Origin of the sequence: Paraburkholderia hospita (genome assembly GCF_002902965.1) — a bacterium.
GTDB classification, from domain to species: Bacteria; Pseudomonadota; Gammaproteobacteria; order Burkholderiales; family Burkholderiaceae; genus Paraburkholderia; species Paraburkholderia hospita.
In genome coordinates this window covers 3,390,942-3,417,207 of sequence record NZ_CP026105.1, presented here as the reverse complement: position 1 = coordinate 3,417,207, position 26,266 = coordinate 3,390,942, and the positions used below count along the sequence as shown (strand labels likewise).

Here is a 26,266-nt window from a genome sequence, read left to right as displayed (position 1 = left end):
TTCCCAGCCCGTGACACGGCGCCGCTCGCCCGAGCAGACAACTGTCACACGTCATACAATCGGCGGATCGTTCCGCTTACAGAAATTGTCTGCCGCATCCACGCAAAGAGCGGCACAACGGGAATCATCATGGATATCGACCAGTACATGACCGACCTCGGCCGCCGCGCGCGTCACGCATCGCGTGCGATGGCGCGGGCGTCGACGGCGGCGAAGAATGTCGCGCTCGAAGCCATTGCAGTCGCCATCGAACGCGAGACGGCCAAACTGAAAGAAGCGAATGCGCGTGATCTGGCACGTGCTCGCGAGAAGGGCCACGACGCCGCGTTTATCGATCGCCTGACGCTGTCGGACAAGGCGTTGAAGACGATGGTCGAAGGCTTGCGGCAGGTGGCTGCGCTGGCCGATCCGATCGGCGAGATCAGCGGTTTGAAGTTTCGGCCGAGCGGGATTCAGGTTGGCCAGATGCGTGTGCCGCTGGGCGTGATTGGCATCATCTACGAATCGCGGCCGAACGTGACGATCGATGCGGCGGCGTTGTGCCTCAAATCGGGTAACGCGACGATCTTGCGCGGCGGATCGGAAGCGCTCGAATGCAACACGGCGCTGGCGAAGCTGATCGGCGAAGGGCTCGAAACAGCGGGCTTGCCGCAGGAAGCGGTGCAAGTTGTCGAGACGTCCGATCGTGCCGCAGTCGGCAAGCTGATCACGATGACGGAATACGTCGACGTGATCGTGCCGCGCGGCGGCAAGAGCCTGATCGCGCGCCTGATGGAAGAAGCGCGCGTGCCGATGATCAAGCACCTCGATGGCATTTGCCACGTGTATGTCGACGATCGCGCGGACATCGCGAAGGCGATGACGGTCTGCGATAACGCGAAGACGCATCGTTACGGCACGTGCAACACGATGGAGACGCTGCTCGTTGCACGCGGTATCGCGGCCGAAGTGCTGCCGGCGCTCGGCAAGCTGTATCGCGGCAAGGACATAGAACTGCGTGTCGATCCCGCGGCGCGCCAGGTGCTCGAAGCGGCGGGCGTCGCGCCGCTGGTCGATGCAACCGAAGAAGACTGGCGCACCGAATATCTCGCGCCCGTGCTGGCAATCAAGGTGGTCGACGGCATCGATCAGGCGATCGAGCATATCAACGAATACGGCTCGCATCACACGGATGCGATCGTCACGGAAGACCACGACCGCGCGATGGGCTTCCTGCGCGAAGTGGATTCGGCGAGCGTGATGGTCAATGCATCGACGCGCTTTGCCGATGGCTTCGAGTTTGGACTCGGCGCGGAAATCGGCATTTCGAACGACAAGCTGCATGCACGCGGGCCTGTCGGACTGGACGGGCTGACATCGATGAAATACGTCGTGCTGGGGCACGGCGAAGGTCGCCAATAATTTAGGGCATCGAAACAAATAGAAGGATTAATGCCGATGTTGTGGATCAAGACTTTTCACATCGTGCTGGTGGCCTCGTGGTTCGCGGGGCTTTTTTATCTGCCGCGGATCTACGTGAATCTCGCGATGGAGACCGATCCGAACGCGTTGAAACGCCTCTTGATCATGGCGCGAAAACTGTTTCGCTTTATGACGTTCATCGCGGTGCCGGCGCTGGCGTGCGGGTTGTGGCTGTGGCTCGCGGTGGGCATCGGCAGCGGGCAGGGCTGGATTCACGCGAAGGTCGGCGTTGTGGTGCTGCTGATCGTTTATCACGCGTATTGCGGCGTGTTGCTGCGGACATTCGAGCGCGGTGAAAACAAGCGCTCGCACAAGTGGTATCGGATGTTCAACGAACTCCCCGTGCTGGGGATGCTGGCGGCCGTGGCGTTGGTGGTCATCAAGCCATTCTAGTTTTCGATCTGCTCGGTTCGGGAAATTCGTTCAGAAGCCCGGTTTGCTGGTAACAGCAAACCGGGCTTTTTGCTTTCCTGCAATCGTTTAAGCCCAACGGGCTAACGATATTCTTCGCTATCCATGGCGTGCAAGTTCGCGCTAAACGACGAGGCCGCTCATTCCCACAGGCCGTCGCGACGACGGTTGCGATTCCACTAAAGCGGCCCTTGCCCGCTCGTGCTGTCTCGGCGCAGAGCGCACCAGATCACCTCATCCATCGTGTTGCCCGACGCCCATCGTTGCTCAGACTGGGCACGTAGACCTTCACTCTTAAATTTCGCTGACAAAAAAGCCAAGCGATTCCGTCTATGCACGCGCTATCAGCATGCTTTAGGAGTCGTCCGATTCAGGCGCATGCTGTATCGCAATAAAGTGCATGCACGGTAGGTAGAAGGGGCGAAATCTTAGTCGTTCTTAGACAGCTCATCTCAAAAATCGGCTCTCGCGCCTGCTTGGCCGAATCAGCAGTCAGGGTTCTTCGGAGTGGGTACCAACACTTAATTTTCGCGTAAGCGTCGCATTCACTCGATGGATGCGAGAGGTATCTCATTGCCGTGCCGGAACTTTCCTTTCTGCGCCGGAAAATTGTCAATATTTTTAGGATTACAGATTAACAAGACTTATCGATCAGTCTGGAACGAAACGACTGGGACTTGGGTGGCCGCAGCGGAAACCACTACCGCACGAGGCAAGAGGAGTCGTACTGTGCATGCTGCAGCTGCCTTCGGTGCGCTAATCGCGGTAACCGGTACGGCGCTGACAATGATTCCGGACGTCGATCAGGGCAAGACGATCGCGGTCGGTATCGGTGCCGGTTCGTACCATGGCTATCAGGCCACTGCGCTGGGTGCTTCGGCTCGCATCACGCAGAACATCAAGGTCAAGCTCGGCGCCGGTATCAGCGGTCAGGGCACGACCGTCGGTGTCGGTGCGTCGTATCAGTGGTAATCGGGAAGTAGGCGTAAGGGCGGTGCAGCAATGACCGCCTGAGCGCAGTCTTCACCAGCAGTAAGCTTCAAAACGAAACGGGCTCACTTCGGGTGCCCGTTTTGCGTTTGTATGTCCGCTTCGTCCTGGTGTCGCGCTTCACCTGCCGTGCATTGCAGCGCGTGCCGGATCACTCACGCGGCCCGTCATCCTGCGGCGTGGCGTGCTTCGACGCACGCAGCCGATCTATTCCTGCGGCCCAGTCCGGCGTCTCGCAATCAGATCCTTCGCGCCGGCCAGCTTTTCCGCCAGCTCCGGCCCACGCTGCAATGCGACGCCGACGGCCAGAATGTCGCCGATCGCGAGATGCGACGTACGCGACGTCATCGGCGAGAAGATGTCGGTGTCTTCATCGACATTCGCGAACAGTCCGATCGACGCGATCCGCGCGAGCGGCGAATTCCCATGCGTCACGGCAATCACCTTCGCGCCCGCGGCGAGCGCGGATTTCGCCGCGTCGATGATGTCGCGCGTGCGACCCGTATTCGAGATCGCGACGACGACATCGCCTTCGCCAAGCAATCCCGCTGACATCAAAAACGTATGCGGGTCGGAATAAGCGACGCTCGGCATGCCGAGCCGGAAGAACTTGTGCTGCATGTCGAGCGCGGCAATCCCCGAGCCGCCCGCGCCATAGAACTCGATCCGCTTCGCTTGCGCCAGCAGCTGGATCGCCGCCGCCACGCTGTCGGTCGACAGATTGTTGCGCACCTGGATCAGTGCGCCGATGGTCCGGTCGAGCACCTTCGCGGCGACGCCGGGCGTCGGCTCGTCGGGACGCACGTCGCGATACACGGCGGGCACTTCCGTTGCTATCCCTTGCGCAAGGCGGATCTTGAACTCGCGAAAGCCGGAGAAGCCGAGCGCATGACAGAAGCGCGCGATGGTCGGCTGGCTGACGCCCGCGCGCGCGGCGACCTCCGTCATCGACAGGTCGAGCACTTCGCGCGGCGCCTCGATCACGTAGTCGGCAAGCTTGCGTTCGGATGGGCGCATCTGGTCGCGCATCGCTTCCACCTGGGACAGCATCATCGGGAATCTCGCACTATGCTGAAGAATGCGTGGACTATAGCCGATAGACGAATCAGGTACAAAAACTACATATGTACTGTAGGTGATTACCCTGGCGACCTGCGGGAAAACGCCAGAGACGCCAGTGCGTAAAGGTTTCAGGCCAATCCCGCAACGACGCCAATTCAGTAACTGCCACATTGTGTGCTTGTAGTTTTTCTACTAATATCCCGGTTGCCGGCTCTTCATGCCGTTTCCCGCGATACCAATCTGGCGTACAGCGCTCGTGTCAAGGCGCGCAGGCCAGCGACGAAGGAGCATCGATGGTTTCCCCGCATTCGCAACTGATGAAAGTCACGAAGCGCGTGATCGAGCGCAGCAAGCCGACGCGCCACGCGTATCTGTCACGCATCGACCAGGCGCAGGGCAAATTCCCGGCGCGCGGCGCGCTGTCGTGCGCGAACCTCGCGCACGGCTTTGCCGGTATGGAGGGCAACGACAAGCTCGTCATCAAGCAGATCCGCCAGCCGAACATCGGCATCGTCTCGTCGTACAACGAGATGCTCTCGGCGCACGCGCCGTACAAGGATTTCCCGGACATCATCAAGGCCGCCGCGCGTGAAAACGGCGGCGTAGCGCAGTTCGCGGGCGGCGTCCCGGCGATGTGCGACGGCATCACGCAGGGCAACGCGGGCATGGAACTGTCGCTGTTCTCGCGCGAAGTGATCGCGATGAGCACGGCCGTCGCGCTCACGCACAATATGTTCGACGCGGCGCTGTGTCTCGGCGTGTGCGACAAGATCGTGCCGGGCCTGTTGATTGGTGCGCTGCAATTCGGCCATCTGCCGACCATCTTCGTGCCCGCCGGCCCGATGACGAGCGGCCTGTCGAACGACGACAAGGCCAAAGTGCGCCAGGAATTCGCGACGGGCCAATGTGGCCGCAATGAGCTGCTCGAATCCGAGGCCGCCGCGTATCACAGCCACGGCACCTGCACGTTCTACGGCACGGCCAACAGCAACCAGATGCTGATGGAAATCATGGGCCTGCATCTGCCGGGCTCGGCGTTCGTGCATCCGCATACGCCGCTGCGCGATGCGCTGACTGCGCAAGCTGCGCGCCGCGTGCTCGACCTGACGGTGGACCGCGGCCACTACATGCCAATCGGCCACGTAATCGACGAGAAGGCGATCATCAACGGCATCGTCGGTCTGCTGGCGACGGGCGGTTCGACCAATCACACGCTGCACCTCGTCGCGATCGCGCGCGCGGCGGGCATCATCATCGACTGGGACGACTTCGACACGCTGTCGGCTACGGTGCCGCTGCTCGCGAAGGTGTATCCGAACGGCAAGGCCGACGTGAACCACTTCCACGCGGCGGGCGGCATGGCGTATCTGATTCGCAATCTGCTTGAAGGTGGCTTGCTGCATCACGACGTGAACACGGTCGTCGGCAAGGGTCTTTCGCACTATGCCGAAGAGCCGAAACTGCTCGACGGCAAGTTGACGTGGGTGCCGGCCGCCGCCGAAAGCCACGACACGGCTGTGCTGCGCGCCATCGGCGATCCGTTCCAGCCGGACGGCGGTTTGCGTCTGATGCAAGGCAAGCTCGGCCGCGGCGTGATCAAGATTTCGGCCGTTGCGAAGCAGCATCGGACAGTGAAGGCGCCTGCCATCGTGTTCGATTCGCAGGAAGCCGTGCAGGAAGCCTTCGATAACGGCGAGCTGAAGCGCGACTTCATCGCCGTCGTGCGCTTCCAGGGCGCGCGCGCAAACGGCATGCCCGAGCTGCATCGTTTGACGCCGCTGCTCGGCGTGTTGCAGGATCAGGGTTTCCATGTCGCGCTTGTCACGGACGGCCGCATGTCCGGAGCATCGGGCAAGGTGCCCGCCGTGATTCACGTGTCGCCGGAAACGCTGCTGCAAGGGCCGCTCGGCAAGGTGCGAACGGGCGACATGCTCGTGATTGACGCCGAAGCAGGCGTGCTCGACGTCGAAATCGACGACGCCGAGTGGGCCACGCGTCCGATTGCCGTGTCGCAGCATCAGGCGGAAAACGAAGTGGGCTTCGGCCGTGAGCTGTTCGGTGTGTTCCGTGCGGCGGCGGCGCCGGCGGAGCTCGGTGCATCGGTGTTCGGGCCGCTCGTCGGCGAAGCGTCGCACGCAACGCAGCACGAAACTGGAACGGCAAACGCCGTGGCAAGCGAAGCCAGCCACGCAATGCAGAAATAAAGCGAAAAGGAGTCTGAAGATGACGTCGAAAACAGTCAGCGAAATCGTGCGCCTCGGTCCGGTGATCCCGGTCCTCGCATTCGATACCGTCGAACAGGGCGAACACGTTTCGCGCGCACTGCACGCAGGCGGCGTGAAGGTGCTGGAAATCACGCTGCGCACGCCCGCGGGCATCGGGGCGATCGAGCGCGCGAGCCAGCTTGCCGAAGACATCGTCGTTGGCGTCGGCACGATCACGAGGCCCGAACATTGCGAGCAGGCAAAGAAGGCGGGCGCGCAGTTCGGCGTGTCGCCGGGGCTCACGAAAGATATGCACAAGGCCGCGCAGGACGCCGGTCTGCCGCTTTTGCCCGGCGTAATGACGCCGAGCGACATCATCGTCGCACTCGAACTGGGCTATGAAATCGTCAAGTTCTTCCCTGCGCAACAGGCGGGCGGCATCCCGATGCTGCAAGCTTTCCACGGCCCGTTCCCGACGCTGAAGTTCTGCCCGACGGGCGGCATCACGGCGGAAACAGCGCCAAACTTCCTCGCGCTGCCGAACGTGGTGTGCGTGGGCGGCTCGTGGCTGACGCCGAAGGCGGCGCTCGCTGCGCAGAACTGGGACGAAGTCACGCGTCTCGCGCGCGCTGCGAGCGAACTGGCAGCGCCTGCACACTGATGCGCAGCATCGTGTTTTGAACAAGCGCGGAACCGGCTGCTGTAACGAGCCTCGCCGCTTCAGCTCCTGACGGGCTGCAGCGGCGAGGTTTTTTTTGATTTTTGCGCGGGTTTATTCCACGCGCCACCGATATCAACAAACAGTAAAATTCAGCGTCCGCGAAAGTGCTCGAAGGCACTTTCAGCATCCGGAAGCGGGCGAGGTGCCGCAGCACTTTGCAATTCAAACCAACAAAGCAAAGGAGGAGCTTCATGGAAGCTGTCCACGGCAGCATGCTGCTGATCTACGCCGTGATTGCCATTGCGGTGCTGATCCTGATGATCACGCGCTTCAAGGTCTATCCGTTCCTCGTCCTCATTATCGTGTCGTTGCTGCTGGGTCTGGCCGTCGGCATGCCGGCGGGCACGATCGTGAAGTCGTTCGAAACGGGTAACGGCAATACGCTGGGTCACATCGCGATCGTCGTCGGCCTCGGCACGATGCTCGGCAAGATGATGGCCGAATCGGGCGGTGCCGAGCGCATCGCCACCACGCTAATCAACTGGTTCGGTGAAAAGAACATTCACTGGGCGATGATGTTCGTCGCGATCATCGTCGGCTTGCCTGTGTTCTTCGAAGTCGGCTTCGTGCTGCTGATTCCCATCGCGTTCAACGTCGCGAAACGCACAGGCAAATCGCTGCTGCTGATCGGCCTGCCGATGGTCGCGGGTCTGTCCGTCGTGCACGGCCTGATACCGCCGCACCCGGCTGCGCTGCTTGCGGTGCAGGCGTATCACGCGGACATCGGCCGCACGATCGCGTACGGGCTGCTCGTCGGCGTGCCGACGGCGATTGTCGCTGGTCCGCTGTTCGCGCTGCTGATCCACCGTCATATCAAACTCGCGGAAAACAATCCGCTCGCCGCGCAGTTCGTCGATACCGAACATCAGGCGGGCTCGCGCGAGCTGCCGGGCTTTGGTATCACGCTCTTCACGATCCTGCTGCCTGTGATCCTGATGCTGATCGGCAGTTGGGCCGATCTCGTGTTCGCGCCGAAAACGACGCCGAACGATCTGCTGAAGTTCATCGGCACGTCCGATGTTGCGCTGCTGATTGCGGTGCTCGTCAGCTTCTGGACGTTTGGCGCGAGCCGCGGCTTTAACCGCGAGCAGATCCAGAAGTTCTGCGGCGAATGTCTTGCGCCGATCGCGGGCATTACGCTGATCGTCGGCGCGGGCGGTGGTTTTGGCCGCGTGCTGATGGATAGCGGCATCTCGAAGCAGATCGTCGAAACGGCGACCTCTGCGCATCTGTCGCCGTTGCTGCTCGGCTGGTTCGTTGCCGCGCTGATCCGTCTCGCGACGGGTTCGGCGACGGTTGCAATGACGACGGCCTGCGGCATCGTCGCGCCGATTGCGCAGGCGAGCGGTGTGCAGGTGAAGCCGGAACTGCTGGTGCTTGCGACGGGCTCGGGCTCGCTGATTTTCTCGCATGTCAACGACGGCGGTTTCTGGCTGATCAAGGAGTATTTCGGAATGACGGTGGGGCAGACGTTCCAGACGTGGTCGCTCTGCGAAACCATCATTTCGCTGATGGGCTTGGGTTTGACCTTCGCATTGGCGGCGGTCCTGTAAGGAGTTTCAGATGATTTTGATCGCGATGGGCGTGTCGGGCGCCGGCAAGACCCGCATTGGAGAAATGCTGGCGGAGCGGCTCAAGTGCAGCTTCACGGATGGCGATGCGTTTCATAGCGCTGCCAACAAGGAGAAGATGCACAACGGCATTCCGCTGACGGATGATGATCGCTGGCCGTGGCTCAGAACGATTCGCGCTGCGATCGAGGAGAAGCAGGCGGCGAATGAGGATGCGGTGTTTACTTGTTCGTCGTTGAAGCGTTCTTATCGCGACATCCTGCGTGCGGGCGATAAGGATGTTTGCTTCGTCTATCTCAAGGGCTCGCAGGAAGTGCTGCAGGAGCGTCTGCAGACACGCACGGGGCATTTCTTTGATCCTTCGTTGCTGCAGAGCCAGCTCGATACGCTGGAAGAGCCTGGCGACGATGAGGCGATTACTGTCAGTATCGAGCTCAAGCCTGAGCAGATTGTTGAGGAGACGCTCAGTAAGTTTCGCGCGAGGTAGGGTTTTGTAGTGGTTGATTGATGGCCCGCTAGCAATGGTTGTTTTCGCTGCGCGGGCCGTTTTTGTTTGTGGTTTTGGTGTTGCGCTGGTAGCCGCGGTTTGGCTTCGTGGCGCGGCCGGTTTGGTTTGCTTGTGTTTGCGCTGGCATCCGCGTTACGGTGTTTGCCGTTCAGGCGTCGCCCCTGTGCGGGGCGGCACCTACTTTTCTTTGCCGCCCCGCACAGGGGCAACGCTTGAAGTACGAAGGCAATACGCGGATGCCCGCGCAAGCGCAAAGCAAACCACATCGAAAGCCTGCGAACAGCAAAATCAAAACCAAACGCCGCCGCAGGCAATAAACGACTACTTGATCCGCTTGGCCAATTCGGCAGCCTTGCCGACATAAGACCCAGGCGTCATGGAAAGCAGACGCTCCTTAGCATCAGCAGGAATAGCAAGACCATTAATAAAAGTCTGCAACGCATCCCGCGTGATGCCCTTCCCACGCGTCAGCTCCTTCAACTGCTCATACGGATTCTCGATACCATATCGACGCATGACAGTCTGCACAGGCTCAGCCAGCACTTCCCAAGTCGCATCAAGGTCATCGTTCAGCCGCTGCGGGTTCACCTCAAGCTTATCCAACCCACGATTAAGCGCGTCATACGCCAGCAACGAATACCCAAACGCAACACCAATATTCCGCAACACCGTCGAATCGGTCAGATCCCGCTGCCAACGCGAAACCGGCAGCTTATCTGCCAGATGCCGCAGCGTGGCATTCGCAAGTCCGAGGTTACCTTCCGAGTTTTCGAAGTCGATCGGATTGACCTTGTGCGGCATCGTCGACGAGCCGATCTCGCCTGCCTTCGTCCTCTGCTTGAAGTAGCCGATCGAGATATAACCCCACACATCGCGGTCGAGGTCGAGCAGGATCGTATTCGCGCGCGCCACGGCATCGAACAGTTCGGCCATGTAATCGTGCGGCTCGATCTGGATCGTGTACGGATTGAACGTCAGCTTCAGACGCTGTTCGACGACTTCCTTCGAAAACGCTTCCCAGTCGAACTCCGGATACGCAGACAGATGCGCATTGAAGTTGCCGACCGCACCGTTCATCTTGCCGAGCAGTTCGACCTTAGCGATGCGGTCGATCGCACGCGACAGGCGCGCGGCGACGTTCGCCATTTCCTTGCCGAGCGTGGTCGGGCTGGCGGGCTGGCCATGCGTGCGCGAGAGCATCGGCTGATCGGCCTGCGCATGCGCGAGCGCGACGAGGCGTTGATGCACGGCGCGCAGCGCCGGCAGGATCACGTGTTCGCGCGCGCCGGCGAGCATCAGGCCGTGCGACGTGTTGTTGATGTCTTCCGACGTGCACGCGAAGTGGATGAACTCGCTCGCGCGTTCCAGTTCCGGCTGACCCTTCACCGATTCCTTCAACCAGTACTCGACAGCCTTCACGTCGTGATTCGTCACGCGCTCGATGTCCTTGATGCGCGCGGCGTCATGCGCGGTGAAGCGCTCGACGAGTTGAAGCAGGAATTGCTCCGACGCTTCCGAGAAGCGCGGCACTTCGGCGAAACCGGCATGCGACAACGCGATCAGCCAGTGAATTTCCACCTTCACGCGATGGCGCATGAACGCGGCTTCCGAAAGCCAGTCGCGCAGGGCTTCGGTTTTCGATGCGTAACGGCCGTCGAGCGGGGACAGGGCGGTCAGCGCGAAGAGAGTGTCGGGGCGGGTGTCGGACATGATGGGAGGGGCAGGAACGGTGAAGAGTCGGTGACAGATACAAGCGGGGAGAACCGCGAATTTTACCACTTTAGGACATCGGCCCCGGCGCGCGGCCCGGCGCCGCTAGAATGCAGGCTTTCCGTTACTGGTGGAGCGCTGGTCCGTATGGAACTGAAATGGCTCGAAGACTTCGTGTCGCTGGCGGAAACGCGCAGTTTCAGCCGCTCGGCGGAGCTGCGGCATGTGACTCAGCCCGCTTTTTCGCGGCGCATCCAGGCGCTCGAGGCATGGCTCGGCACGGAATTGATCGACCGTTCTGTTTACCCGACGCGCCTCACGGCGGCGGGCCAGGTCTTCTACGAGCAGGCGCTCGCGATGCTGTCGCAGTTCCACGAGGCGCGCACGCTGTTGCGCGGCCATACGGCGACGCCCGCCGCGACGATCGAGTTCGCGGTGCCGCATACGCTGTCGCTCACCTACTTCCCGCGCTGGCTGCAGCGCATCGAGGCGCAGCTCGGCCCAATCCATACGCGGCTGCGCGCGCTGAATGTGCACGACGCGGTGCTGTCGCTGGTCGAAGGCGGCTGCGATCTGGTGATGGGCTATCACCATCCGAGCCACCCCGTGGCGCTCGATCCAGCGCGCTACGACATGCTGACGCTCGGCATCGAAGCGATCAGCCCGTTCTCCGCGCCGGGCAAGGGCGGCCGCCCGCGCTACACGCTGCCCGGCACGTCGGACGCGCCGACGCCGTATCTCTCGTACACGCCGAATGCCTATCTGGGGCGCATGACGGAAGTGATCTTCGCGACATCGCCGGGGCGTCTTTATCTCGATCGCGTGTATGAAACGGACATGGCCGAAGGACTGAAGGCGATGGCGCTCGCCGGACACGGCGTCGCGTTCCTGCCGCACAGCGCCGTCGAAGACGCCGTCGCGGACGGCCGTTTGATCCGGCTCGACCGCGCGTCGCGTGGCGTCGCGCAAGGTCAGCTCACGCTGACGATGGAGATCCGCCTTTACCGCGACAAACTCGCCGTGCAGACCGACGACGCACGCCAGCAACTCGTGCGAGCGTTGTGGGACGTCGTGAGCACGGAACTCACGCAAGCCTCGAGGTAGCTATCGGTAAAACAAGAGTGCATTGCCGGATGCGCAAATAACGGCATTGCGACACGCATTTGCGCTTTCCCCAGCGTTATGCAAGAAAAACATAAGGGGATGACCAAACGGCATTGGACCCTTTCAGCGCTTTTTTTCGACAATGGCGTCACCCGATAAAAACGCTGGAGCGTTCATGTCTACCGCGGCAAATCAGCAGTCCATCCCGTCCTACCTTCATGCCGACGATCTCGGTCCCTGGGGCAACTATCTCCGTCAAGTCGATCGCGTCGCGCCGTATCTGGGCCCGTTGTCGCGCTGGCTCGAAACGCTCAAGCGACCGAAGCGCATTCTCATCGTCGACGTGCCCATCGAACTCGATAACGGCACGGTTGCGCACTTCGAAGGCTATCGCGTGCAGCACAACGTGTCGCGCGGTCCGGGCAAGGGCGGCGTGCGTTATCACCAGGACGTGACGTTGTCGGAAGTGATGGCGCTGTCCGCGTGGATGTCGGTGAAGAACGCGGCCGTGAACGTGCCGTACGGCGGTGCGAAGGGCGGTATCCGCGTCGATCCGCGCAAGCTGTCGCGTGGTGAGCTGGAGCGCATGACGCGCCGCTATACCAGTGAAATCGGCATCATCATCGGACCGAACACCGACATCCCCGCGCCGGACGTGAACACGAACGAGCAGATCATGGCGTGGATGATGGACACGTACTCGATGAACCAGGGCCAAACTGCCACGGGCGTCGTGACGGGCAAGCCGATCACGCTGGGCGGCTCGCTTGGCCGTCGTGAAGCGACGGGCCGCGGCGTGTTCGTCGTCGGCTGCGAAGCGGCGCGCCGTATCGGCATGGACATCGAAGGCGCGCGCATCGCCGTGCAAGGCTTCGGCAACGTCGGCGGCATCGCGGCGCGTCTGTATCAGGAAGCGGGCGCGAAGGTCGTCGCCGTGCAGGATCACACGGGAACGCTGTACAAGGAATCGGGCATCGACGCCGTGGCGCTGCTCGACCACGTCGCGAAGCATGGCGGCGTCGGTGGTTACGCCGAAGCCGACACGATCGCCAACGATGACTTCTGGACGGTCGAATCGGACATCCTGATTCCGGCTGCGCTGGAAAACCAGATCACCGAGAAGAACGCGGGCAAAATTCGTACGAAGATCGTCGTGGAAGGCGCGAACGGCCCGACCACGACGGCCGCCGACGACATCCTGCACGACAAGGGCATCCTCGTGATTCCCGACGTCGTCGCGAATGCGGGCGGCGTGACGGTGTCGTACTTCGAATGGGTGCAGGATTTCTCGAGCTTCTTCTGGACGGAAGACGAGATCAACGAGCGTCTCGAACGCGTGATGCGCGAAGCGTTCGCGGCCGTGTGGCAGGTGGCGAGCGAGCAGAAGGTGTCGGTGCGTACGGCGGCGTTTATCGTTGCTTGCAAACGCATCCTTCAAGCACGCGAAATGCGCGGCCTGTATCCCTGATACGGCGCGGCTGTCTGGCAACAGATGGCCGGTCACATGACGGACATGGCGCCCGGCCTGGAGGCGGGCGCCGCGCAACAACGCTTCACGAGCGCGAATCGACGGACTCGCGCAGAATATCGGGCGGACGGCATCTTCGGGTGCCGTCCGCTTTTGTGCAGTTGAAGGTGCACCCGAACCGGCAAAAACGACGCATCCGATGACGTTTGCATCGCTCCGTTGAAGGCGCTGTAAGCCAATACTGGCGCCGCCCCGCGCAAAGTGGTGGCTTTATGCAACACCACACGCTGAACATGGTTAACAACCATACTTTCAGAATAATTACTGAGATACACTGGCGCCGGTTCTTGCCAAGGAGATCACAAATGAAGGTTAAAAAAGCTGCGCTGCTTCTCGCGACTCTGGGATTGTTTACGGTAGGCGCGCATGCGCAGGACGCCGGCACGCTGAAGAAGATCAAGGACACGGGCGTCATTTCGCTGGGCCACCGCGAATCGTCGATTCCGTTTTCGTACTACGACGACAAGCAGAACGTGGTCGGCTACTCGCAGGAATTCGCGCTGAAGGTCGTGGATGCCGTCAAGCAGAAGCTGAACATGCCGGACCTGAAGGTCAAGCTGACGCCGATCACGTCGCAAAACCGCATTCCGCTGGTGCAGAATGGCACCGTCGACCTCGAATGCGGCTCGACCACGAACAATGCTGAACGTCAGCAACAGGTCGCGTTCTCGAACACGATTTTCGTGATCGGCACGCGCCTGATGACGAAGAAAGACTCCGGTGTCAAAGACTGGGCGGACCTGAAGGGCAAGACCGTCGTGACGACGGCTGGTACCACGTCCGAGCGCCTGCTTCGCAAGATGAACCAGGACAAGAACATGGGCATGAACATCATCAGCGCGAAGGACCACGGCGAGTCGTTCCTGACGCTGTCGACAGGCCGCGCTGCCGCGTTCATGATGGACGACGCACTGCTCGCCGGCGAGCGCGCGAAGTCGAACACGCCGAACGATTTCATCATCGTCGGCGCGCCGCAATCGCATGAAGCGTACGGCTGCATGCTGCGCAAGAACGATCCGGAGTTCAAGAAGGTCGTCGACGACGCGATCGCGAAGGTCGAAACCTCGGGCGAAGCCGACAAGATCTACAAGAAGTGGTTCGAATCGCCGATTCCGCCGAAGGGCCTGAACCTGGCCTTCCCGGAAAGCGACGACATCAAGGCGCTGTACAAGGCGCCGAACGACAAGGCAATCGACTAACCCTCGAACAACCGTTAGCTGAACAGTCAACGTGTTGAACAGAACGGAAGGGGCAAGCGCTTCTTCCGTTTCTTTTTGTTGGAGTCTTCGTCATGTCATACCACTGGAACTGGGGCATTCTGCTGAGTCCGGTTTCCACCGGCGAGCCGACCACCTATCTCGGCTGGCTGCTGTCCGGTCTCTGGGTGACGGTCACCGTTTCGCTGTGCGCGTGGGTGATCGCGCTGATCGTCGGGTCGTTCTTCGGCGTGCTGCGCACGGTCCAGAACCCGCGCGTCGCGGCAATCGGCACCGTGTACGTCGCCATCTTCCGTAATATCCCGCTGATCGTTCAGTTCTTCGTCTGGTATCTGGTGATACCGGAACTGTTGCCGGTATCCATCGGCACATGGTTCAAGCAACTGCCGCCCGGCGCGCAGTTCTTTTCGTCGTCGATCATCTGTCTCGGGCTGTTCACCGCCGCGCGCGTGTGCGAGCAGGTGCGCTCGGGCATCAACGCGCTGCCACGCGGCCAGCGCTTCGCAGGTTTCGCGCTCGGCCTGACGCAATGGCAGACGTACCGCTACGTGCTGTTGCCCGTTGCGTACCGGATCATCGTGCCGCCGCTGACGTCCGAGTTCCTGAACATCTTCAAGAACTCCGCCGTCGCATCGACCATCGGTCTGCTCGATCTGTCCGCCCAGGCGCGCCAGCTCGTCGACTACACGGCGCAGACGTACGAGTCGTTCATCGCCGTCACGGTTGCGTATCTGCTCATCAACATGATCGTGATGACGCTGATGCGCATCGTCGAAGCCAAGAGCCGGCTGCCTGGCTATATCGGAGGCAAGTGATGCATCATTTCGACTGGAGCGGTATTCCGGGCGCACTGCCGACGCTATGGACGGGTGCCGTCGTCACTTTCAAGATCACGATTCTCGCGATCGTGATCGGCATCGTGTGGGGCACGGTGCTCGCGATCATGCGGCTGTCGTCGTTCAAGCCATTCGAGTGGTTCGCGAAGATCTACGTGACGCTGTTCCGCTCGATCCCGCTCGTGATGGTTCTGCTGTGGTTCTTCCTGATCGTGCCGCAGGTGCTGCAGAACGTGCTGGGACTTTCCGCCGACATCGATATCCGACTCGCGTCGGCGATGGTCGCGTTTTCGCTGTTCGAAGCCGCGTACTACTCGGAAATCATCCGCGCCGGTATTCAGGCGGTGCCGCGCGGCCAGGTGTACGCGTCGTACGCGCTCGGCATGAGCTACCCGCTGGCGATGCGCCTCGTCGTGCTGCCGCAGGCGTTTCGCGCGATGGTGCCGCTGTTGCTCACGCAAGCCATCGTGCTGTTTCAGGATACGTCGCTCGTCTACGTGATCAGCCTCGCCGACTTCTTCCGCACGGCCACGAATATTGGCGACCGTGACGGCACGAACGTCGAAATGGTACTGTTCGCCGGTGCGTGTTACTTCGTGATCTGCGTGGTCGCGTCGAGCCTCGTCAAAAGTCTTCAGAAAAAGGTCGCAAGATGATCTCTATCAAGAATGTGTCGAAGTGGTACGGCCAGTTCCAGGTGCTGACCGACTGCACGACGGAAGTGAAAAAGGGCGAAGTGGTCGTCGTGTGCGGCCCGTCAGGTTCGGGCAAATCGACGCTGATCAAGACGGTCAACGGGCTCGAGCCGTTCCAGAAGGGCGAAATCGTGATCAACGGCCAGTCGCTCACTGACAAGAAGACGAACCTGTCGAAGCTGCGTTCGAAGGTCGGCATGGTGTTTCAGCACTTCGAGCTGTTCCCGCATCTGTCGATCACCGAGAACCTGACGCTCGCGCAGATCAAGGTGCTCGGCCGCTCGAAGGACGAAGCGACCGCGAAGGGCCTGAAGCTGCTCGATCGCGTCGGCCTGCGTGCGCATGCGGACAAGTATCCGGGGCAGTTGTCGGGTGGCCAGCAGCAGCGTGTGGCGATTGCGCGAGCGCTGTCGATGGACCCGATTGCGATGCTGTTCGACGAACCCACTTCTGCGCTCGATCCTGAAATGATCAACGAAGTGCTCGACGTGATGGTCGAACTGGCGCAGGAAGGCATGACCATGATGTGCGTGACGCACGAAATGGGTTTTGCGAAGAAGGTCGCGCATCGCGTGATCTTCATGGACAAGGGCCTCATCGTCGAAGACGATCGCAAGGAAGATTTTTTTGCGAATCCGAAATCGGATCGCGCGAAAGATTTTCTCGCAAAGATTCTGCATTGAAATCAGCCTGCGCAAGCAAAAAAGCCGCTCTTTTCAAGAGCGGCTTTTTTTATCCTTTTAATCGGGCATGGGGTGCGAGTTTCACAAATTTATAACCGACGTTTTACATTAGGACTGTTACTTATTAAAAGATATCTTAATCGGAATCGTCTCATGTGACTTGTGCTGGCGTGAGCATAAGCTTCCCGGCGAAATTCGATGAGGCGAGCGGGGTGCGTCGCTGTCATTCGTTTTCGATCGACTAGAGACAATCCATGAAAGTGTTTTTGATGAGCGACCTGGTCGTTCATGAGTTAGTGTCAATGCAACTGGAAGGCAAATGGCTGACGGCTGCGCAGTTCGCAGAGTCGGCACAATTGTGGATTTCTCGTCACGGGCAAAGAAATCAGTTATCCAAAAGAATGCTCGAAGTTTTTTCAGCGCGAGGCGGAGCAAATCGCCGGGCGCCTGATGAAGGAGGCGATGCCTGACGGAACGGATTCGCCTTTGAAACGCCTTCTGCTCGATATTCCCGCCGTCAACTACGCAGATCCGCTGAGTGCGAGAGCGCTCGCCGCGAGCCTCGAGGTTTGTCGCACGAAGCTGTGCGATGGTTGTTCCGCTCGCATTGGTCCGGGCGATGCAAAGGAATTGCGCGAAACGGAGCGGTGGCGTTGTCATCCCGCGTTACGGCAGTTGCTGTGCGGAGGCATCCCGGTGCATGACGCCCGGGAAGAAGACCGGCATTGCGAAGCCGGTCCTCCCGCGAACGCATGCAAGCATTGATGACGCGGGCCCCGAGCGTCGGACCAGCGCGACGACAGTTACCGGGCGATCAGGATTCGTACGCGGCGGCGTCGTCGGATTCGAGATCGAGAACGGACGCCGCGGGCAGCATGCTCGCGGAAGCGCTCGGATCGCAGGTGGGATTGCGTGCCTTCTCCAGCACGGCCGGCGGCACGGGCACGTTGGCGCGCGCGATCACTTCGCCGTGCTGGAACATCAGCAGATCGCCCGGCTCGAAAGCGGTCCATATTTCGTTGTCGGTCAACGGCTGCGTGGCGATCACGGCGACGCGATCTTCGGGGGTCGTGTACTTGGCGAAATCGATCGAAACGTCCGCGTCGACGAGATGCGCAGTCGAAAACGGCCAGCTACGCACGAGGTAATGCAGATGCGTCGAGCAGTGCGCGAACAGCGCCTGGCCGTTCGACATCAGAAAATTGAACACGCCGAACTGGGTGATTTCGCGCGTCAACGCTTCCAGCGCGGCGAACAGTTCGTTCAGCGGCGGCTGCGAACCAGGAAACGCCTTGCGCAACCCTTGCAGCAGCGCGCAGAACGCCAGCTCGCTATCCGTGCTGCCGACGGGCTGATACACGCCCGACAACACCGGGCTGTAATTCTGCAGATCGCCGTTGTGCGCGAAGATCCAGTGGCGTCCCCACAACTCCCGCATGAACGGGTGGCAGTTCTCGAGCACGATGTGCCCTTGCGTCGCCTTGCGGATATGCGCGATCGTGTTTTTCGACTTGATCGGGTAGCGCTTGACCATTTCGGCGATCGGCGAGGTGGCCGACGACTGGTGGTCGATGAACAGGCGACAGGCCTTGTCTTCGAAGAAGGCGATGCCCCAGCCGTCGGAGTGGTGGTCGGTGACGCCGCCGCGCGCCGCGAAGCCGGTGAACGAGAACGTGACGTCCGTGGGCGCGGCGCAATTCATTCCGAGTAGTTGGCACATGGTGCGGAAGACAAGCCTTTCTAACGGGGTATGAGCCCACATGGGCCGACCCGTTACAATGATGATTTTCCAAGCATATCACCGAGCCAGAAGCGGCAAAAAGCAAAATTGACGGGTGTTTTGGCTGCATTTGTGGAAAGACCTCGTCAGTTATGCCGTCAGTTGCGCAATTTGCCGCGCCTGTGACGCACGTGAATCCCCGCCATGACCGCATCTACCGCTGCTTCCGTCGATACCCTCACGCTCGCCCGTCCCGATGACTGGCACCTGCACGTCCGCGATGGCGCGATGCTCGCCGCCGTCCTGCCGCACACCGCGCGCCAGTTCGGTCGCGCGATCATCATGCCGAACCTGAAGCCGCCCGTCACGACGACGGAGATGGCGCGCGCCTATCGCGAGCGCATCATTGCGGCGATCCCGGCCGGCGTGAAGTTCGAGCCGCTGATGACGCTGTATCTGACCGACAACATGCCGCCCGAGGAAATCCGCCGCGCCCGCGAAAGCGGTTTCGTGCATGGCGTGAAGCTGTATCCGGCGGGTGCGACGACGAATTCGGATGCGGGCGTCAGCGACATCCGCAAGTGCGCGAAAACGCTCGAGATGATGCAGGAAACGGGTATGCCGCTGCTGATTCACGGCGAAGTGACAGATTCGTCGATCGATCTGTTCGATCGAGAGAAAGTGTTCATTGATCGCGTGATGACGCCGCTGCGCCGCGATTTCCCGGCGCTGAAGGTCGTGTTCGAGCACATCACCACAAAGGATGCCGCCGACTACGTCCGCGACGCGGGCGCGCCGCCCGAGCTGCTGGGCGCGACGATCACTGCGCATCATCTGCTGTACAACCGCAACGCGATTTTCCAGGGCGGCATTCGTCCGCATTACTACTGCTTGCCCGTGCTGAAGCGCGAGACGCATCGTGTGGCGCTCGTCGAGGCGGCTACGTCGGGCAATCCGCGCTTTTTCCTCGGCACGGACAGCGCGCCGCATCCGAAGGGTCTGAAGGAGCACGCGTGCGGCTGCGCGGGCTGCTACACGGCGCTGCATGCACTCGAGCTGTACGCGGAAGCGTTCGACAAGGCGGGCGCGCTCGACAAGCTCGAAGGCTTCGCGAGTTTCCACGGCGCGGACTTCTACCGCCTGCCGCGCAGCGAGGAGAAGGTGACGCTGCGCCGCGAAGAATGGACGCTGCCGGCGGAAGTCGCGGCGGGTGACACGCCCGTGGTGCCGTTGCGCGGCGGCGAGACGATCGGCTGGAAGCTCGTTTGAGCGCTTGGTGAGCGAATGTCGCGCGATGTCGACTCACCGGGCGGCGCACTGAAGCGTGCTGCGCCGGGCTTTGCGGATATCGACTGGTCGATGCCGTGGTTCGCGCAGGTCGCGACGCGCGGCGTGCGCTGGCAACAGGCCGCGCTGCGCAGCGCGGTGGATCAGTTGCACGAGATGAACGCGGATGCCGCGTCCGCCGTCATCACGACGGGACGCGGAAGGCAGCTCGCTTTTATCCCGCAGGACGAATTGCCGCCCGGCACCGCGTACGAAGCGCATATCGCGGTATCAGGCTGCGTGCCGACGCGCCCCAATCTGCATGATTTCTTCAACGCGCTGATGTGGTTTCAGTTTCCGCGCATCAAGGCGGCGCTGAGCGCGCGCGGGTCGGCGGCTGTCGATGTACTGGGCATCGGCCCGACGCGCGGCGGCACGCGCGACGCACTCACGCTGTTCGACGAAAACGCCGTGCTGTTTGCGTGTACAGACGCGTCGCTCGCTGCCGCACTGCGCTCGTTCGACTGGAAAACGCTACTCGTTGACCGGCGAGCGGCGTGGGGCGAGCGCTGTGAGGTGCGCTGTTTCGGGCACGCGCTGCTGGAAAAGCTCGTCACGCCATATAAGGCGTGTACGGCACACGCGTGGATCGTCGATGTGCCACCCGCGTACTTCTCATGGACGCGCGTTTCACGCGACGCGTTTCTGGACGAAACCGTCGCGCGCACGCTGCTCGATACGCCAGGCTTCGGTGCCCGGATGTTCGCGCCGCTGCCCGTGCTCGGCATTCCCGGCTGGTGGGCAGCGAACGAAGCGCCGTCTTTTTACGACGATGCTTCCGTGTTTCGCACCGGGCGGCGGTCTCGCGGAACGCCAGATGTTAAAATCGCCGCCAGCAAAGCAGGCCAGGCAGTCGCGGCCTCGGCGGTTTCGGCCGGTGAGGGCGAGGAAAGTCCGGACTCCACAGGGCAGGGTGATGGCTAACGGCCATCCGTGGCAACACGCGGAACAGGGCAACAGAAAGCAAACCGCCGATGGCCCGGCGCAAGTCGGGATCAGGTAAGGGTGAAACGGTGCGGTAAGAGCGCACCGCGGCTGCTGCGAGGCAGACCGGCACGGTAACCTCCACCCGGAGCAATTCCAAGTAGGCTGGCTAGCATCTTCGAGATGCAGGGCGGGGCCCCCGTCACGTCAGCGGGTAGGAAGCTTGAGCGCGTCAGCAATGGCGCGCCTAGAGGAATGACTGTCACGCGTGGCGCGCTTTCGGGCGCGCTGCGTGCACAAAATCCGGCTTATCGGCCTGCTTTGCCGCTCAAATGACAAATGCCGGCGTCCGTTGGGACACCGGCATTTTCTTTTTCAGCGCTCGCGCCGCTTCAGACGGCTTTAGTCCGCGACGATGTCGAACGAATGCGTGAGCTCGGCCGTTTTCGCGATCATGATCGACGCCGAGCAATATTTGTCGTGCGACAGATTGATCGCGCGTTCCACCGTCGACGGATTGAGGTTCTTGCCCGTCACCGTGAAATGGAAATGGACCTTCGTGAACACCTTCGGGTCCTCGCTGGCGCGTTCGGCTTTCAGCGTCACCGAGCAGCCGCTGATTTCCTGACGGCTCTTCTTCAGGATCATCACGACGTCGTACGCCGTGCAGCCGCCCGTGCCCAGCAGCACCATTTCCATCGGACGCGGCGCCAGATTGCGGCCGCCGCCTTCAGGCGCGCCGTCCATCGCGACGAGGTGGCCGCTGCCCGTTTCGGCGGCGAACGCCATGCCGTCTTGACCCATCCAGCTGACTTTGCATTCCATTCTTGTACTCCGCTCACAAGCTTGAATTCGAGATGCGCATTGTAGCCCGGCGGATGATGGCTCGCCCGGAGCGACATCGGCGGCGGATTATGCGAATTGCGCCTTGCATGCTGCGCTGCCGCATGTACAGCGCATAAGGGATAGCACGGACGATTTTAGGTGTGTTGCTCTAGGGGCACTGCAGCGGTCGTTCTGTCCGTGCAGACTAAGTCATTATTTTCAGACGATTTACTTGAGATTGCGGCCGTCGTGACATTATTCCACATAATGAAATTCAATTTCGCATTGCAAATGTTCTTGCGTTGCACAAGCGCCGATCATATAATCAGTTCATTGGTTGTCGTAGTTCGACAATCTCCGCATGTCTCCTCCACCCTCCTCATAAGGTGGATTAAGCCCGAACCGCTAGTTCGGGCTTTTTTTCGTCCTCAGCTTTCCGTTGTCCGGGTGCTTTGACTCCTTGGCGCAAATTCCTTTATAATTCAGGGCTTTTCCGCAGTCGCGCCCGCGGAGGAAGAACCAGGGAGAGCCTGCACGCGCCTCGAAGCGCACATACAAGCAGGAAAAAAACACAGGGCGCAGCACTATTTTTTGGATCGATCATGAAGACGTTTTCCGCAAAAGCCCATGAGGTTACGCGCGAATGGTACGTGATTGACGCGACGGATAAGGTTCTCGGGCGTGTCGCCAGCGAAGTGGCACACCGTCTTCGCGGCAAGCACAAGCCTGAATTCACTCCGCACGTCGACACCGGTGATTTCATCATCGTTATCAACGCCGGCAAGCTGAAGGTCACGGGTAACAAGACCACGGACAAGAAGTACTATCGCCACTCGGGCTACCCGGGCGGTATCTATGAGACGACGTTCGGCAAGATGCAAGAACGCTTCCCGGGCCGCGCGCTCGAGAAAGCGGTCAAGGGCATGCTGCCGAAGGGCCCGCTCGGCTACGCGATGATCAAGAAGCTGAAGGTCTACGCCGAAGCAACGCATCCGCATTCGGCGCAACAGCCGAAGGCGCTCGAGATCTAAGGGGAGCCCACATGATCGGTAACTGGAATTACGGTACGGGCCGCCGCAAGAGCGCTGTTGCTCGTGTCTTCATCAAGGCAGGCAAGGGCGACATCGTCGTCAACGGCAAGCCTATCGCTGACTACTTCTCGCGCGAAACGTCGCTGATGATCGTGCGTCAGCCGCTGGAACTCACGAACCACGCTGCTACGTTCGACATCAAGGTCAACGTGACGGGCGGCGGTGAAACGGGTCAAGCTGGCGCAGTTCGCCACGGCATCACGCGCGCGCTGATGGACTACGACGCAACGCTGAAGCCGGCTCTGTCGAGCGCAGGCTTCGTGACGCGTGACGCACGTGAAGTCGAGCGTAAGAAGGTCGGTTTCCACAAGGCACGTCGCCGCAAGCAGTTCTCGAAGCGTTAATCGTTTCGAGCTGGCTTTGTTTCAGACAGGGCCTGCTGCAGAAAGCCGCCAACGCATCTGCGAAGGCGGCTTTTTTATTTGTCGTGCGGCATTGCCGGTCCGTATGAGGGCATCGCTGACAGGTGTACGAGGACATGATTGACACCCGTCGCGCCCGCAGGGATTAGCCGGTGTGCATAAGAACCTATTGATTTCATGGGCTTCAGCACGATATCGGGAACAGCAATACAATAGCGTGTAGAAGCTATTTTGGAGAGTTCGCATGGACGCAGTGACCGACACCCCCGTGACCGAGATGCCGGCACCGTTTGTCTTTACCGACGCGGCGGCTGACAAGGTTAAAGAACTGATCGAAGAAGAAGGCAACCCGGAGCTGAAGCTGCGCGTGTTCGTGCAGGGTGGCGGCTGCTCGGGCTTCCAGTACGGCTTCACGTTTGACGAAGCCATCAACGAAGACGACACCGTGATGAACAAGAGCGGCGTCCAGTTGCTGATCGATTCGATGAGCTACCAGTATCTGGTTGGCGCAGAGATCGATTACAAGGACGACATCAACGGCGCGCAGTTCGTCATCAAGAACCCGAATGCTACGACCACTTGCGGTTGCGGCTCGTCGTTCTCGGTGTAATCGCAGCTTTTTCGCGTAAGTTGCAGCAAAAACGGGGCTTCGGCCCCGTTTTTTATTTCCACGCTAATTTCGCATGCCGCGTCAGCGCGGATAAATCGCACCGAGCACGCGCTCGTCCGCCGCGCCCGTCACGGACGGCAAATTCCCCGGCTCGCGTGCAACGCAACGCATGGCCAGCCACGCAAAGGCCAGCGGTTCCACCTGATGAGGCGGCACGCCGAGCGCCTCCGTCGTCATGACGGGGACGCCGCTGCAGCCGCTTTCGGCGAGCGCACCCTGCAGTGCCTTCATGATTTCCGGATTGCGTGCGCCGCCGCCACACACATACACCGCCTTGCAATCGGGCGCGTGGCGCTCGACCTCGCGCGCGACCGTCACGGCCGTCAGCGCGACCAGCGTCGCCTGAACGTCGGCGGGGCTGACATTGGCGAATCCTTGCAGCCGGGCGTCGAGCCATTCGGGGTTGAACAGGTCGCGGCCCGTGCTCTTCGGCGGCTGCGCCTCGAAAAACGGCTCGTCGAGGAAAGCGTTCAGCAACGGACGATGTACCTGGCCCGACGCCGCGAACTGGCCGTTTTCATCGAATGGCTTGTTCAGATGCCGGTGCGCCCATTCGTCGAGCAGCGCGTTAGCTGGGCCGCAATCGAAGCCGCGCACCGCGCCGTTGGCCGAGAGGATCGTGATATTGCTGATTCCGCCCAGATTGCAGACCACGCGCGTCTCGTTCTTCGCGCCGAAAACCGTCGCGTGGAAGGCCGGCACGAGCGGCGCGCCCTGGCCGCCCGCCGCGACGTCACGGCTGCGGAAATCGGCGATCACGTCGATATGCATCATTTCGGCCAGCAGCGCCGGATTGTTGATCTGCTTCGTGTAGCCCTTTTCCGGCCGATGCCGCACCGTTTGCCCGTGCACGCCGATCGCGCGGACGTCCGCGGCCGACAGATTGCCCGAGCGCAGCAACTCATGGCAGCACACCGTGTAACGCGCCGCCAGCGCGTTGGCTGCGAGCGCCTCGCGCTCGATCTCGTTGTCTCCTGGTTGCTGGAGGGCGAACAGCGCGTCGCGCAGCCCCTCGGAGAAGCCCACGAACGCCTGCGACCGCACGACGGGCGCCTTGCCCTTCGCAAATTCGACCGCGATGCCGTCCACGCCGTCCATGCTCGTGCCCGACATCAACCCGAAATACACGCCGTCTGCCGTGTCTTTGGCCACGCTTTGCTCCTCTGATCGTCGTTCGTCGCGCCTTGTGAATACTTCCGGCGCCTCGTTGACGACGATTGTCGCTCATCGGCGCGCCGCGAAACAATCGATGAACCGAGCGGCGCGAGCGCGCACGACGGTCCACATTCGCCGCGCGCGCCATATCCTGCCGCGAGTTGGAGCGCGTTTCGCGTGAGATCAGGGCGCAATGCGCCGCAACTGTGGGACAATCTCCCTTTTTGCGATCTCCCGTTCCAGCATGAGCACCGAGTCCACCGCCAAGCCCAATTCCGCCTATCCGATCACCGACGAAGTCCGTCACGCGCTCGAAGTTACCAAGCGCGGCGTCGACGAACTGCTGATCGAAGAGGAGTTCGCGCAAAAGCTCGCGAAGAGCGCGGCCACGGGTACGCCGCTGCGCATCAAGCTCGGTCTCGATCCGACGGCGCCCGACATCCACATCGGCCACACCGTCGTGCTGAACAAGATGCGTCAGTTGCAGGATCTCGGCCACACGGTGATTTTCCTGATCGGCGATTTCACGTCGCTGATCGGCGATCCGTCCGGCCGCAACGCAACGCGCCCGCCGCTCACGCGCGAGCAGATCGAATCGAACGCGAAGACGTATTTCGAGCAGGCCGCGCTGGTGCTCGACCGCGAGAAGACGGAAATCCGCTACAACAGCGAATGGTCGATGCCGCTCGGCGCCGACGGCATGATCAAGCTCGCGTCGCGCTACACCGTCGCGCGCATTCTGGAGCGCGAAGACTTCACGAAGCGTTTCCAGGGCGGCGTGCCCATCTCGATCCACGAATTCCTGTATCCGCTGATGCAGGGCTACGACTCCGTCGCGCTGAACGCCGACCTCGAACTCGGCGGCACGGACCAGAAGTTCAATCTGCTGGTCGGCCGCGAACTGCAGAAGCAGTACGGCCAGGAACAGCAGTGCATTCTGACGATGCCGCTGCTCGAAGGGCTGGATGGCGTCGAGAAGATGTCGAAGTCGAAGGGCAACTACGTCGGTATCGGCGAAAAGCCAAACGACATGTTCGGCAAGCTGATGAGCATCTCCGACGTGCTGATGTGGCGCTACTTCGAACTGCTGTCGTTCCGTCCGATGGTCGAGATCGAAGGGTTCAAGCGTGAAATCGAAGGCGGTCGCAATCCGCGCGACTTCAAGGTGTTGCTCGCGCAGGAAATCGTCGCGCGGTTCCACTCGCAAGGCGACGCCGAGCGCGCGCTGGAAGACTTCAACCACCGCGCGAAGGGCGGCGTGCCGGACGATATCCCGTCCGTGACGCTCGCGGGCGCGCCGCTCGCGATCGGGCAACTGCTCAAGCAGGCAGGTCTCGTGCCGTCGACGAGCGAAGCGCTGCGCAACATCGAGCAGGGCGGCGTGAAGATCGACGGCGCGACCGTGTCGGACAAGGGGCTGAAGATCGAAGCAGGCGAGTTCGTCGTGCAGGTCGGCAAGCGCCGTTTTGCGCGCGTCACGCTGACGGCATGA

Annotated in this window: 25 protein-coding genes, 1 other RNA gene and 3 pseudogenes; 23 read left to right on the top strand and 6 right to left on the bottom strand. The window is 61.2% G+C overall.

Going from position 1 to position 26,266, the window contains the following annotated elements; genetic code table 11:
- Positions 1-129 precede the first annotated feature (129 nt).
- The 4 genes and pseudogenes from C2L64_RS15445 to C2L64_RS54880 all read left to right on the top strand — a co-directional run.
- A complete protein-coding gene (locus C2L64_RS15445) occupies positions 130-1,401 on the top strand; it encodes a glutamate-5-semialdehyde dehydrogenase (RefSeq protein WP_086909288.1) in 1,272 nt (423 codons plus the stop codon).
- Between the two features lie 30 nt (positions 1,402-1,431).
- Entirely contained in the window at positions 1,432-1,854 is a 423-nt protein-coding gene (locus C2L64_RS15440; protein ID WP_086909289.1) for a CopD family protein, read from the top strand.
- Between the two features lie 570 nt (positions 1,855-2,424).
- Positions 2,425-2,592, top strand: a pseudogene (locus tag C2L64_RS56285) (ESPR domain-containing protein); the annotation flags it as partial.
- A gap of 15 nt (positions 2,593-2,607) precedes the next feature.
- Positions 2,608-2,844 (top strand): annotated as a pseudogene (locus C2L64_RS54880) (YadA C-terminal domain-containing protein); the annotation flags it as partial.
- 225 nt (positions 2,845-3,069) lie between these two features.
- Here C2L64_RS54880 and C2L64_RS15430 read toward each other — a convergent pair.
- Positions 3,070-3,915, bottom strand: a complete 846-nt coding sequence (locus C2L64_RS15430) for a MurR/RpiR family transcriptional regulator (RefSeq protein WP_086909291.1) — start codon at positions 3,913-3,915, stop codon at positions 3,070-3,072.
- Positions 3,916-4,217: 302 nt separating this feature from the next.
- Here C2L64_RS15430 and edd point away from each other — a divergent pair, with 302 nt between their 5' ends.
- Positions 4,218-6,128, top strand: a complete 1,911-nt coding sequence (gene edd, locus C2L64_RS15425; protein WP_090835919.1) for a phosphogluconate dehydratase — start codon at positions 4,218-4,220, stop codon at positions 6,126-6,128.
- A 19-nt stretch (positions 6,129-6,147) separates the two neighbouring features.
- On the top strand, positions 6,148-6,789 hold the full coding sequence (eda, locus tag C2L64_RS15420) for a bifunctional 4-hydroxy-2-oxoglutarate aldolase/2-dehydro-3-deoxy-phosphogluconate aldolase (protein WP_079486953.1): 642 nt from the start codon (positions 6,148-6,150) through the stop codon (positions 6,787-6,789).
- Here eda and C2L64_RS53255 read toward each other — a convergent pair.
- The gene (locus C2L64_RS53255) at positions 6,740-7,042 is read right to left on the bottom strand and encodes a hypothetical protein (RefSeq protein WP_143055702.1); all 303 of its coding nucleotides are present in this window, start codon (positions 7,040-7,042) and stop codon (positions 6,740-6,742) included. The two genes, eda and C2L64_RS53255, sit on opposite strands and share 50 nt — an antisense overlap.
- Here C2L64_RS53255 and C2L64_RS15415 point away from each other — a divergent pair.
- Complete coding sequence (locus C2L64_RS15415; RefSeq protein WP_007588531.1) at positions 7,041-8,402, top strand: GntP family permease; 1,362 nt, start codon at positions 7,041-7,043, stop codon at positions 8,400-8,402. The genes C2L64_RS53255 and C2L64_RS15415 overlap by 2 nt on opposite strands.
- A gap of 10 nt (positions 8,403-8,412) precedes the next feature.
- The gene (locus C2L64_RS15410; protein ID WP_086909292.1) at positions 8,413-8,907 is read left to right on the top strand and encodes a gluconokinase; all 495 of its coding nucleotides are present in this window, start codon (positions 8,413-8,415) and stop codon (positions 8,905-8,907) included.
- A 342-nt stretch (positions 8,908-9,249) separates the two neighbouring features.
- Here the strand turns inward: C2L64_RS15410 and purB are convergent, their stop codons facing one another.
- Positions 9,250-10,638, bottom strand: coding sequence for an adenylosuccinate lyase (gene purB, locus C2L64_RS15405; RefSeq protein WP_086909294.1), 1,389 nt, complete (start codon positions 10,636-10,638; stop codon positions 9,250-9,252).
- A 147-nt stretch (positions 10,639-10,785) separates the two neighbouring features.
- Between purB and C2L64_RS15400 the strand changes: the two genes are divergently transcribed.
- The 8 genes from C2L64_RS15400 (at position 10,786) to C2L64_RS15370 (ending at position 17,466) form a co-directional block, all read left to right on the top strand.
- A complete protein-coding gene (locus tag C2L64_RS15400; RefSeq protein ID WP_007587429.1) occupies positions 10,786-11,742 on the top strand; it encodes a LysR family transcriptional regulator in 957 nt (318 codons plus the stop codon).
- Positions 11,743-11,917: 175 nt separating this feature from the next.
- Complete coding sequence (locus C2L64_RS15395) at positions 11,918-13,210, top strand: Glu/Leu/Phe/Val family dehydrogenase (protein ID WP_086909295.1); 1,293 nt, start codon at positions 11,918-11,920, stop codon at positions 13,208-13,210.
- A gap of 365 nt (positions 13,211-13,575) precedes the next feature.
- Positions 13,576-14,469 (top strand): glutamate/aspartate ABC transporter substrate-binding protein, encoded by an 894-nt coding sequence (locus C2L64_RS15390; protein WP_007587431.1) that lies wholly within the window; start codon positions 13,576-13,578, stop codon positions 14,467-14,469.
- A 92-nt stretch (positions 14,470-14,561) separates the two neighbouring features.
- Positions 14,562-15,302: an amino acid ABC transporter permease gene (locus tag C2L64_RS15385; RefSeq protein WP_007587432.1), complete on the top strand. Its 741-nt coding sequence runs from the start codon at positions 14,562-14,564 to the stop codon at positions 15,300-15,302.
- Positions 15,302-15,979 (top strand): glutamate/aspartate ABC transporter permease GltK, encoded by a 678-nt coding sequence (gltK, locus tag C2L64_RS15380; protein ID WP_007587433.1) that lies wholly within the window; start codon positions 15,302-15,304, stop codon positions 15,977-15,979. Before C2L64_RS15385 ends, gltK begins: the two co-directional genes overlap by 1 nt.
- Entirely contained in the window at positions 15,976-16,701 is a 726-nt protein-coding gene (locus C2L64_RS15375; RefSeq protein WP_007587434.1) for an amino acid ABC transporter ATP-binding protein, read from the top strand. Before gltK ends, C2L64_RS15375 begins: the two co-directional genes overlap by 4 nt.
- Before the next feature lie 254 nt (positions 16,702-16,955).
- Entirely contained in the window at positions 16,956-17,171 is a 216-nt protein-coding gene (locus tag C2L64_RS53250) for a hypothetical protein (protein ID WP_133061174.1), read from the top strand.
- Positions 17,172-17,187: 16 nt separating this feature from the next.
- On the top strand, positions 17,188-17,466 hold the full coding sequence (locus C2L64_RS15370; RefSeq protein ID WP_143055703.1) for a hypothetical protein: 279 nt from the start codon (positions 17,188-17,190) through the stop codon (positions 17,464-17,466).
- 49 nt (positions 17,467-17,515) lie between these two features.
- On the opposite strand, the gene C2L64_RS15365 is transcribed toward C2L64_RS15370, so the two are convergent.
- Positions 17,516-18,421 carry a class II glutamine amidotransferase gene (locus tag C2L64_RS15365; RefSeq protein ID WP_090835921.1) on the bottom strand — a complete coding sequence of 302 codons (906 nt, stop codon included), beginning with the start codon at positions 18,419-18,421 and terminating at the stop codon, positions 17,516-17,518.
- Between the two features lie 204 nt (positions 18,422-18,625).
- Between C2L64_RS15365 and pyrC the strand changes: the two genes are divergently transcribed.
- From pyrC to rnpB, 3 genes and pseudogenes are all read left to right on the top strand, one after another.
- Positions 18,626-19,690: a dihydroorotase gene (pyrC, locus tag C2L64_RS15360; protein ID WP_086909298.1), complete on the top strand. Its 1,065-nt coding sequence runs from the start codon at positions 18,626-18,628 to the stop codon at positions 19,688-19,690.
- Between the two features lie 15 nt (positions 19,691-19,705).
- A pseudogene (locus C2L64_RS15355) lies at positions 19,706-20,485 on the top strand (DUF3025 domain-containing protein); the annotation flags it as partial.
- A 99-nt stretch (positions 20,486-20,584) separates the two neighbouring features.
- Positions 20,585-20,998: RNase P RNA component class A (gene rnpB, locus C2L64_RS15350), an RNA gene on the top strand.
- Between the two features lie 75 nt (positions 20,999-21,073).
- Here the strand turns inward: rnpB and C2L64_RS15345 are convergent.
- Positions 21,074-21,496 carry an OsmC family protein gene (locus C2L64_RS15345; RefSeq protein WP_007587439.1) on the bottom strand — a complete coding sequence of 141 codons (423 nt, stop codon included), beginning with the start codon at positions 21,494-21,496 and terminating at the stop codon, positions 21,074-21,076.
- Between the two features lie 602 nt (positions 21,497-22,098).
- Here C2L64_RS15345 and rplM point away from each other — a divergent pair.
- The 3 genes from rplM to erpA all read left to right on the top strand — a co-directional run bounded on the left by rplM (position 22,099) and on the right by erpA (position 23,559).
- Entirely contained in the window at positions 22,099-22,527 is a 429-nt protein-coding gene (gene rplM / locus C2L64_RS15340) for a 50S ribosomal protein L13 (RefSeq protein WP_007587440.1), read from the top strand.
- Positions 22,528-22,538: 11 nt separating this feature from the next.
- Positions 22,539-22,931 carry a 30S ribosomal protein S9 gene (rpsI, locus tag C2L64_RS15335; RefSeq protein WP_086915844.1) on the top strand — a complete coding sequence of 131 codons (393 nt, stop codon included), beginning with the start codon at positions 22,539-22,541 and terminating at the stop codon, positions 22,929-22,931.
- Positions 22,932-23,193: 262 nt separating this feature from the next.
- Positions 23,194-23,559, top strand: a complete 366-nt coding sequence (gene erpA / locus C2L64_RS15330; RefSeq protein WP_007587442.1) for an iron-sulfur cluster insertion protein ErpA — start codon at positions 23,194-23,196, stop codon at positions 23,557-23,559.
- Between the two features lie 81 nt (positions 23,560-23,640).
- Here erpA and C2L64_RS15325 read toward each other — a convergent pair whose 3' ends face one another.
- Positions 23,641-24,771, bottom strand: a complete 1,131-nt coding sequence (locus C2L64_RS15325) for an anhydro-N-acetylmuramic acid kinase (RefSeq protein ID WP_086909301.1) — start codon at positions 24,769-24,771, stop codon at positions 23,641-23,643.
- A gap of 247 nt (positions 24,772-25,018) precedes the next feature.
- Between C2L64_RS15325 and tyrS the strand changes: the two genes are divergently transcribed.
- A complete protein-coding gene (gene tyrS, locus C2L64_RS15320; protein ID WP_090835922.1) occupies positions 25,019-26,266 on the top strand; it encodes a tyrosine--tRNA ligase in 1,248 nt (415 codons plus the stop codon).